Raw genomic sequence first — 9928 nt, 5'->3', positions numbered from 1 at the left:
TGATACCGGAGGGATCGCGGCCTGCGCGCTGGGGTTGGGTTTTGCTTTTTAGAGTGGCCGGTGACGGGGAGATTCCCCGGCGCGAACGCGCCTGCCCGGAAATCCGCCGCGCCCGGCCGCGGGCCTTTCCCACACGGCTTCGCCGTCACCCCCTCAGGTACAATTCTTTCCATCCAGAAGCAACCCGGCCCGGCCGCCCTGGCCCGCCCAATCCTAAATCCCATGCATATTCACATCCTCGGTATCTGCGGCACATTCATGGGCGGCCTGGCCGTGCTTGCCAAGCAGGCTGGCCACCGCGTCACCGGATGCGACGCCAATGTCTACCCGCCGATGAGCACGCAGCTCGAGGCGCAGGGCATTGAGCTGATCGAGGGCTTCGATCCCGGCCAGCTGGCGCTGGAGCCGGACCTGTTCGTCATCGGCAATGTGGTGTCGCGCGGCAATCCGCTGATGGAGGCCATCCTCAACCGCAACCTGCCTTATGTCTCCGGCCCGCAGTGGCTCGGCGAGCATGTGCTGCGCGGCAAATGGACGCTGGCGGTGGCGGGCACCCACGGCAAGACCACCACCACCTCCATGCTGGCCTGGATCCTGGAAGATGCCGGCTACCAGCCGGGCTTCCTGGTGGGCGGCGTGCCGCAGAACTTTGGCGTGTCGGCGCGGGTGACCGAGTCCGACTTCTTCGTGATCGAGGCCGATGAGTACGATACGGCGTTCTTCGACAAGCGCAGCAAGTTTGTCCACTACCGTCCGCGCACCGCCATCCTGAACAACCTGGAATACGATCACGCCGACATCTTCCCTGATCTTGCCGCCATCGAGACCCAGTTCCATCATCTGGTGCGCACCGTGCCGGAGCAAGGCCGGCTGATCGTCAACGGCTTCGAGGAAAGCCTGGCGCGCGTGCTGGAGCGGGGCTGCTGGAGCGAGACCGAGCAATTTGGCATCGGCGACTGGCGTGCGGGCGAGCCCGCCGAAGGCAATGCCATCGGCGACGGCATGACCCAGGACAGTTTCGATGTCTGGTTCGGCGACGTGCTGCAAGGTCGGCTCAGCTGGGCCTTGCAAGGCACGCATAACCGGATGAACGCGCTGGCTGCGATTGCGGCTGCCCGCCATGTGGGCGTGCCAGCGCCGCAGGCCATCGATTCCCTGTCGCGCTTCGCTAATGTGAAGCGCCGCATGGAGGTGCGTGGCGTGGTCAATGGCATCACGGTCTATGACGACTTTGCCCACCATCCCACGGCGATCCAGACCACGCTCGAAGGCCTGCGCAAGCGGGTTGGTGCGGCGCGCATCCTGGCGGTGCTGGAGCCGCGCTCCAACACCATGAAGCTGGGCGTGATGAAGGCGCAGCTCCCGGCCAGCCTCGAGGCGGCAGACCTGGTGTTCGGGTATGGCGCGGCCAGCGGCAAGGATGCCCTGGGCTGGGACCTGGCCGAATCGCTGGCGCCGCTGGGCGAGCGCGCGGCCGCCTTCAGCGACCTTCCCGAGCTGGTGCGCGCGGTGCGAGCCGCCGCGCGTCCGGGCGATCATGTGCTGGTCATGAGCAACGGCGGCTTCGGCGGCGTCCACCAGAAGCTGCTGGACGCCTTTGCCGCAGGTGCTTGCGCCTGAGCGGGGCCCGGCATGCTGCTATACCTGCACGGTTTTCGCTCATCTCCCCAGTCCTTCAAGGCGCGCCTGGTCCAGGAGCGGATGCGTGAATGGGGCGTGGGCCGCTATTACGCTTGCCCGGTGCTGAATGTGTCGCCGGCCCAGGCCATCGCCCAGGCCGAGGCGGCCATCGCGGCCTCGCAAGCCGGTGGCGCGCAGCCGCTCACCATCATTGGCTCCTCGCTGGGTGGCTTCTATGCGCGCTGGCTGGCCGAGCGCCACGGCTGCCGCGCGGTGTTGCTCAACCCGGCGGTGCATCCCTGGACCGACCTGGAGCGTCACCTGGGCGACCAGCCGCTCTGGCACGGCGGCGGCTCGGTGCGGGTGGAGCGCCACCACCTCGATGAACTGCTGGCGCTGCGGGCCGAGCCCATCACCCGGCCGGAGCGCTATTTCCTGATGGCCGCGACCGGCGACGAGGTGCTGGACTACCGCGAGATGCTGGCGGCCTTCCCTGGCGCACACACGCGCGTCATCGAGGGCAGCGACCACGGCATCAGCGAATTTGCCGACTACGTCGACGAAGTGCTCGCTTTCTGCGGCTATGGACCCGATGGCCAGATCAGCCAGATCAGCCAGAGCGGCTCCATCGACCCGGAGCCGCAGGCATGAGCGCGGCATGAACGGGGCGCATCTGCGCCGCAGTGGCTGGCACGCCCATCTACCCGAAGATCCCGCCATCAGCGCCAACCTGCGCCGCTGGGTGACGGGTGATGGCTCGCTCACCGCCCGGCTGGTGGCAGCGTCGGACGCTTTCCGGGTGCGCCGCCTGGCGCAGCGCATGGAAGTCGCCCTTGCCGATGAATGGCAGGCGCTGGGGCTGCCTGCCCGCCGCCGCGCGCTGGCGCGCGAGGTGCTGCTGATCTGTGACGGCGTGCCGGCCATCTTTGCCCATACCGTGGTGAAGCCCGACCATGCCCGGCGCGACTGGCCGTTCCTGCGCGGCCTGGGCGAGCGCCCGCTGGGCGGCGCGCTGTTCGTCGATCCCCGCGTGCAGCGCGAGCCGTTTGCCTTTGCGCGCCTGCCTGCGCATCACCCGCTGCGGCGCCGGCTGGAACTAGCCGTGCCGGCCATGCTGGAGCTCGCTGCGTCGTCGGTGTTGCCCGCGCGGCGCTCGGTCTTCCGGCGTGGCGACGGCATCATGCTGGTGACCGAGGTATTCCTGCCCGACCTGCTGGCGCGGCCGGCGCCGGAACTTAGCGGTTCCAGGCAGAAGCCGCCAGGTAGCCATCCAGAGCAAGAACTTTCCCCAAATCGATAATCGCGACCAAGAAGAAGAGACGACCATCATGAAATTGCAGGGACGTGTTGCCATCATCACCGGCGCTGCCGCCGGGATCGGTTTTGCCACCGCGCAGCGCTTTGCCGCGGAAGGTGCGCTGGTGGTGCTTTGCGACGTGCAGGAGGAGCGCGTGCGCGCCGCTGCCGAGACGCTCGCCGCTTCAGGCGCCACCGTGAGCGCCTACAAGGTCGATGTGACGCGCCGCGACGAGGTCGACGCCATGGTGGCGGCCACGCTGGCCAGGCACGGCCGCGTCGACATCCTCGTCAATAACGCGGGCATCACCAAGGATGCACGCCTGACCAAGATGACCGAAGCCCAGTTCGACGCGGTGATCGACGTCAATCTCAAGGGCGTCTTCAACTGCGCCCAGGCCGTGGCCGACATCATGACCGAGCAGGGCAAAGGTGTGATTCTCAATGCGTCCAGCGTGGTTGGCCTGTACGGCAACTTCGGCCAGACCAACTATGCGGCGAGCAAGTTCGGCGTGATCGGCTTGACCAAGACGTGGGCGCGCGAGCTGGGCCCCAAGGGCGTGCGCGTCAACGCGGTGTGCCCGGGTTTCGTCGCCACCGAGATCCTGCAGACCGTGCCGGAGAAGGTGCTGGACGGCATGAAATCGTCTTGCTGGCTACGCCGTCTGGCGCAGCCGGCCGAAATCGCCAGCATCTACACCTTCCTCGCCAGCGACGATGCCAGCTACGTCAATGGCGTGGCGATCGAGGCCAGCGGCGGCATGTCGCTGTAACAGCCCGCCCTGCGCCGGGCTTGCAGCCGGCGCGGTGCGGTATCATCCCAGGTCCGGTTGCCGCCTTGCCTGAAGGCGGCCTTGCACCATTTCTCTCACCGGGCCGTTCCCGCAGGCGTCACAAAGCGCCAGGGTGCTTGGTTTGCCAAGTGCGGTTCCCGGCATTTCTGAAAGTACCGATCCATGCAGTTGCTGTTCGAAGAAGGCGGCGAGATTCGCGCCGGCACCGTGCTGACCCAGCAGGGCGAGTCGTACCAGGTGGAGCTGCCCGCGGGCAAGCGCACCAAGGTCAAGTCGCGCGACGTATTGCTGCAGTTCGCGCAGCCGTCGGCGATCGAGCTGTTGCGCCAGACCGCCGACCTGGTCGGCGAGGTCGACCTGGAATTCCTGTGGGAATGTGCGTCGGAGGACGAGTTCGGCTTTGTCGACCTGGCGGCCGAGTACTACGGCGCGGGTGCGAGCGTGGTGCAGCAAGCCGCGCTGGCGCAGACGCTGCACGGCAACCCGGTCTATTTCCGCCGCAAGGGCCGCGGGCGCTACCAGCGCGCGCCGGAAGACCAGTTGAAGGCTGCGCTCGCCGCGCTCGAGCGCAAGAAGCAGCAAGCCCTGGTGCAGGCTGAGTACGAAAACCAGCTCAAGGCCCTGACCCTGCCCGACGCGTTCCGCGGCAAGGCACTGCAACTGCTGTTCAAGCCCGACAAGAACAGCCTCGAATACAAGGCGATGGACGCCGCTTGCACCGCGCTAGGCATGTCGCCGATGCGGCTGATGGTGGCGGTGGGCGGCATTGCCAGCCCGCGCGCGCTGCATGAGGCCAAGTTCCTCTCCGAATGCTTCCCCAAGGGCACCGGCTTTCCCGAGGTGGCCGTGCCGGAACCCGCCGGCGAACTGCCGCGCGCGGATGTGGAGGCGTTCTCCATCGATGATGTCACCACCACGGAGATCGACGATGCGCTGTCGGTCACGCCGCTGGATGGCGGCAAGATCCGCGTGGGCATCCATATCGCGGCGCCCGGCCTGGGCATCCGCCGTGGCGAGCCGCTCGACGCCGTGGCGCGCCATCGCCTGTCGACAGTCTATTTCCCCGGCGACAAGATCACCATGCTGCCGGATTCGGTGGTGGAGCGCTACACGTTGCAGGAAGGGCGCGAATGCCCGGCCCTGTCGCTGTATGTGGTCTACGACCCGGCCCTGCAGATGATCGTCAGCAGCGAGACCCGCGCCGAGCTGGTCAAGATCGCGGCCAACCTGCGCCACAACCTGCTCGAGGATGTGGTGACCGAGGCCGCGCTGGCCGCCGGCACCGGCGACTACCCGTTCCGCGACGCGCTGACCCAGTTGTTCCATTTCTCCGGCTGGCTGCACGACGAACGCCAGAAGGCGCGTCTGGCCAGCGGGCTGCGTCCCGAGTCGCACAACCGCGCCGACTACAGCTTCTACATCGACCTGCTGGAAGATGGCGGCGAACGCGTGCGCATCGAGCAGCGCCGCCGCGGCTCCCCGCTCGACAAGATCGTTGCCGAGCTGATGATCCTGGCCAACAGCACCTGGGGCAAGCTGCTTGCCGACAATGGTGTGCCGGGCATCTACCGCACGCAGAAGGCCTGGGGCATGAACCGCACGCGCATGCAGACCTACCCAGCGCCCCACGAGGGGCTGGGCGTGGCGCAATATGCGTGGAGCACCTCGCCGCTGCGCCGCTATGTCGACCTGGTCAACCAATGGCAGATCCTGGCAGTCGCCCAGCATGGCATCACGGCAAAGCTGGTGGCGCCGTTCAAGCCCAAGGATTCGGACCTGCTGGCCGCGGTGGCGGATTTCGAAGGCACCTACGCCGCCTATGCCGACCACCAGTCGACCATGGAGCGCTACTGGTGCCTGCGCTGGCTGCAGCAGGAAAAGCGCGAGCGCCTGATGGGCTCGGTGCTCAAGGAAGGCGCGGTGCGCTTTGCCGAGATCCCGCTGGTCACGCGCGTGCCGGAGTTGATGCAGGCGTCGCGCGGCACACAGGTGCTGCTGGAGATCGGCGCGATCGACGAGATCTCGCTGGAAGTGTCATGCCGGGTCCTGGAGGTGTTTGCCGGCGAAGGCGAGCTGCCGCAGGAGGAGATGGAGCGGGACGACGAAGCTGGCGAAGTGTCGGCGCAAGCCGCCGCTGAAGCCGCGGCCGAGGAAGCTGCCGAAGCCGCCGCCGAGGGTGTGACCGAAGGGGCAACCGAAGGTGAGGTTGACGCTGCGGCTGGGGAAGCCGGCGATGACGAAGCCGCGAGTGCCGCGGATGCCACAAGCGAAGGCGCCGCGTCGGACACACGCGACACCGGTACCGGCGGCGCGGGCTGAGTTCCTCGGAAAAAACGAGGCGCTCCCTTACAATCGCAGTCTGACCCCGGGGTCCCACGGACCCCGGCCCCAGTCGCTCCCGATCGACGCTTCCCAGCCAACGTCCCGCCCATCGTGAAAGCCACTTTTTCTCCCCGCCAGTGGTGGAACGCCAGCAGCACGATGGCCAAGGCGCTGGTCGTCTCGTTGCTGGCCCATGCCCTGCTGCTGACCGTGCGCGTCGTGGCGCCGCAGGCGTTCGAGATCAAGCGCACCGATGCCGCGCTCGATGTGGTGCTGGTCAATTCCAAATCGGCGCAGCGCCCGCAGAACCCCACCGTGCTGGCCCAGGCCAACCTCGACGGCGGTGGCGAGCACGACCAGCAGCGCGCCACCACGCCGCTGCCGGCACAGACCGTCATCAAGGACGGCGACCTGGTGCGCCAGATGCAGCGCCGCGTGGAGCAGATGGAGCAGGAGCAGCAGCGCCTGATGACGCAGTCGCGCGAAGCCGCGCCGTCCGTGCACAGCCAGCCGCTCAAGCCCGGCCAGCAGCGCGTGGAAAACCCGCTGCGCGGCCAGGACGAACGCACCTCGCTGGACGAGATGGCCAAGCTCGAAGCCGAGATCGGCCGCAACCTCGAGCAATACGCCAAACGGCCCAAGCGCTACCAGCTCACCGCCACCAGCGCGCAGGAAGTGGAGTACGCGCAGTACTACGACCGCCTGCGCCAGAAGATCGAAGCGCGCGGCACCAGCGATTTCCCCCAGCGCAATGGCAAGCCGATCTACGGGCAACTGATCCTGGTGATCAACGTCAACCGGCAGGGCCGGCTTGGCTATAACCGCGATGGCTACAACATCGACGCCATTGACGTGGTCAAGAGCTCGGGCGATCCCGTGCTGGACCGCCAGGCGGTTGCCATTGTGCGGGCGGCGGCGCCGTTCGGCGGTTTTACGGCGCAGATGCAGGCGCGCCAGGATATTCTCGAAGTGATCTCCACATTCAAGTTTTCGCGCAGTGGGCTGGAAACTCGCCTGCAGTCCCGATGACGCCATCACCTGACACTATGCAATCCCAGACTCCCGCCGACCGCTACGTCGTGATCGGCAACCCCATCGCGCACAGCCGCTCTCCTGCCATCCACGCCGCATTTGCGCAGCAGACTGGCGAGGCCGTCGAGTACGAGCGCCTGCTGGCGCCGCTCGATGGGTTCGTTGCCACCGTGCGCGCCTTCTTCGACGGCGGCGGCCACGGGCTGAACGTGACCGTGCCGTTCAAGCTTGAAGCCTACGACCTCGCCGAGCGCCTGACGCCACGCGCCGAGAGCGCGGGCGCGGTCAACACCATGTGGATCGAGGACGGCGTGATCCACGGCGACAATACCGATGGCGTCGGCCTCACGCGCGATATCGAGGTCAACCTCGATACCTTGCTCGAAGGCAAGCGCATCCTGTTGCTGGGCGCGGGCGGTGCCGCCATGGGCGCCATGCTGCCGCTGATCGCCTGCCGGCCGGAGCGCATCGTGGTGGCTAACCGCACGCCCCAGCGCGCCAGCGATATCCTGGAAAACGTGGCCCAGCAAGCGGACGAGTACGGCGTGGAGCTGTGGGGCGGTGGCTTTGACGCTCTGGCGGGTTTGACCGATGAAGACGCCTGCGACGTGGTCATCAACGCCACCAGCAGCAGCCTGCAGGGCGAGTTGCCGCCGGTGCCGGCGGAACTGCTGGGTAAGGACGTGCTCGCCTACGACATGATGTACGGCGCGGAGCCCACCGTATTCCTGAAGTTCGCCGCCCAATGTGGCGCGCGCACCAGTGACGGGCTCGGCATGCTGGTCGAGCAGGCCGCCGAGGCCTTCTACAACTGGCGGGGTGTGCGGCCCGCCACCGCGCCCGTGCTGGCAACGTTGCGCGCGGCGCTGCAGGCTGAAGCTGCGCGCTAAAGCGCAGGCCGGCTGGCTCGAACATGGCTGAGCGCAAGCACACCGCCCGTCCCGGGGCGGCTCAAGGCGGCAGGGGCGGCGGCCTCAACCCGCTGCGCTGGCTCGCCTACCTGCTTGGCACGCTGATCGCCGGCGTGCTGGCCATGCAGGTGTATTTCTTCCTGCAGATCGCTGCCTGGCAAACCGTGAACCCGTCATCCACGGCGTTCATGCGGGCCGAGCAGTGGCGTCTGTGCGGCTTCAAGTTCTGGAGCTGCCAGGTGGACCGCCGCTGGGTCGGCTATGACGATATCTCCCGCAACCTCAAGCGCGCGGTGATCGCCAGCGAGGATGCCGACTTCGTCAACCATCCCGGCTACGAGCTCGATTCCATGCTCGATGCCTGGGAGCGCAACAAGAAGCGCGGGCATATCGTGCGTGGCGGCTCCACCATCACGCAGCAACTGGCCAAGAACCTCTTCCTTTCGTCCGAGCAGCACTACCTGCGCAAAGGCCAGGAGCTGGCCATCACCTGGATGCTCGAGTTCTGGCTCGACAAGCAGCGTATCTACGAGATCTATCTGAATTCGGTGGAGTGGGGCGAGGGCGTGTTCGGCGCGGAGGCCGCGGCCCAGCATTATTTCAAGACCAGCGCCGCCAAGCTGAGCGTGGGCCAGGCAGCACGCCTGGCCGCGGCGCTGCCGGCGCCGAAGTGCTTCGACAAGAAGGAGTACTGCGCCAATGTGCGCGTGAACTTCAAGGTCAAGGCCAACATCATCGCGCGCCGCATGGGCGCGGCCACGCTGCCCGACTGAGACCGGGGCAGCGCAGTTCACGTTCAGCTTAGCCAGCCCTTGCGCTTGAAGTACACCAGCGGGATCGCAGCCGACACGGCCATCAGCCCGATGGCCCAGGGATACCCCGCGGCCCAGTCGAGCTCCGGCATGAACTTGAAGTTCATGCCGTAGATGCTGGCGATCAGCGTGGGTGGCATCAGCGCCACCGAGACCACCGAAAACAGCTTGATGATCTTGTTCTGGTTGATGTTGATGAAACCGACCGTGGCGTCCATCAGGAAGTTGATCTTGTCGAACAGGAACGCGGTGTGGTTCTCGATGGAGTCGATGTCGCGCAGGATCTGGCGGGCTTCGTCCTGCTGCTCGGCCGACAGCAGCTGGCTGCGCATCAGGAAGGAGACCGCGCGGCGTGTGTCCATCACGTTGCGGCGGATGCGGCCGTTCAAGTCTTCTTCGCGGGCGATGGTTTCCAGCACGTCGGCCGCTGCGGCATCGGTCACGTTCTCCGCCAGCACGCGCTTGCTGGCTTCCTCCAGCCGCTCGTAGACCTCCTCGATGGAGTCCGCCGAATATTCCGCATCGGTGGCGTACAGGTCCATCAGCACGTCCTTGGCGTTGCGCACCGAGCCCGGGCGCATGCGGGCGCGCAACCGCACCAGCCGGAACACCGGCAGGTCTTCGTCGTGAATGGAGAACAGCACGTCGCGCGTGAGCACGAACGCCACGCGCACGTTGCGCGAGATGTCTTCCTCGTCCAGCAGGAAGTCGGTGCGGATATGGATGTTCTCGTCCTCGCCCTCGAAGTAGCGGGCCGAGGCTTCCAGGTCGCCCAGGTCTTCCAGCTCCGGCAAGGCTACGCCGTAGGCTTCCTTGATCCAGGCGAGTTCCTCGTCATCGGGGCTGATGACATCGATCCAGATCGGCTTGTGCTGCAGAAGTTCATTGCGATCGTCGACCTGCTCCTGTGCGAGCCGGCCTTTCTGCAGGACGAACAGGTTGATCATCCCAGGGCTTCCTTGTTGCGTTTGGCGAAGAAACGCGCAGGCATGGGCTCGCCGGCCATGGGACGAGCCCATGCTTCGCGCGAAAACGGCGAAGCTCGGGGCCGCTGGCAAGCGTGATCGCGCTGTGCGCTTGATGGGCGCGCAAGGCGATGGCGTTTGCCGTTCATGGCTGGCAAGCCGGGGGAGGAACTAGT

General features: G+C 66.6%; 9 protein-coding genes. 8 read left to right on the top strand and 1 reads right to left on the bottom strand.

Annotated features, from left to right (window positions below):
- The first annotated feature begins 222 nt into the window (after nt 1-222).
- From mpl to mtgA, 8 genes are all read left to right on the top strand, one after another.
- The gene (gene mpl, locus AC1RWI_RS12580) at nt 223-1620 is read left to right on the top strand and encodes a UDP-N-acetylmuramate:L-alanyl-gamma-D-glutamyl-meso-diaminopimelate ligase (RefSeq protein WP_043349602.1); all 1398 of its coding nucleotides are present in this window, start codon (nt 223-225) and stop codon (nt 1618-1620) included.
- 12 nt (nt 1621-1632) lie between these two features.
- Nucleotides 1633-2271 carry a YqiA/YcfP family alpha/beta fold hydrolase gene (locus AC1RWI_RS12575; protein WP_492866701.1) on the top strand — a complete coding sequence of 213 codons (639 nt, stop codon included), beginning with the start codon at nt 1633-1635 and terminating at the stop codon, nt 2269-2271.
- Nucleotides 2272-2278: 7 nt separating this feature from the next.
- Nucleotides 2279-2920, top strand: a complete 642-nt coding sequence (locus AC1RWI_RS12570; RefSeq protein ID WP_043349599.1) for a chorismate--pyruvate lyase family protein — start codon at nt 2279-2281, stop codon at nt 2918-2920.
- 28 nt (nt 2921-2948) lie between these two features.
- Nucleotides 2949-3689 carry a 3-oxoacyl-ACP reductase FabG gene (gene fabG, locus AC1RWI_RS12565; RefSeq protein WP_043349597.1) on the top strand — a complete coding sequence of 247 codons (741 nt, stop codon included), beginning with the start codon at nt 2949-2951 and terminating at the stop codon, nt 3687-3689.
- Between the two features lie 183 nt (nt 3690-3872).
- On the top strand, nt 3873-6029 hold the full coding sequence (locus tag AC1RWI_RS12560; protein ID WP_043349596.1) for a ribonuclease catalytic domain-containing protein: 2157 nt from the start codon (nt 3873-3875) through the stop codon (nt 6027-6029).
- 162 nt (nt 6030-6191) lie between these two features.
- On the top strand, nt 6192-7061 hold the full coding sequence (locus AC1RWI_RS12555; RefSeq protein WP_052494689.1) for an energy transducer TonB: 870 nt from the start codon (nt 6192-6194) through the stop codon (nt 7059-7061).
- 17 nt (nt 7062-7078) lie between these two features.
- Nucleotides 7079-7954, top strand: coding sequence for a shikimate dehydrogenase (gene aroE / locus AC1RWI_RS12550; protein WP_492866698.1), 876 nt, complete (start codon nt 7079-7081; stop codon nt 7952-7954).
- 92 nt (nt 7955-8046) lie between these two features.
- Nucleotides 8047-8748 (top strand): monofunctional biosynthetic peptidoglycan transglycosylase, encoded by a 702-nt coding sequence (gene mtgA / locus AC1RWI_RS12545; RefSeq protein WP_043352319.1) that lies wholly within the window; start codon nt 8047-8049, stop codon nt 8746-8748.
- A gap of 23 nt (nt 8749-8771) precedes the next feature.
- On the opposite strand, the gene corA is transcribed toward mtgA, so the two are convergent.
- A complete protein-coding gene (gene corA, locus AC1RWI_RS12540) occupies nt 8772-9734 on the bottom strand; it encodes a magnesium/cobalt transporter CorA (protein WP_043349592.1) in 963 nt (320 codons plus the stop codon).
- Nucleotides 9735-9928: the final 194 nt, after the last annotated feature.

It is taken from the genome of Cupriavidus sp. MPR-AND1C (genome assembly GCF_058809705.1).
This window is presented reverse-complemented; position numbering and strand designations above follow the sequence as displayed.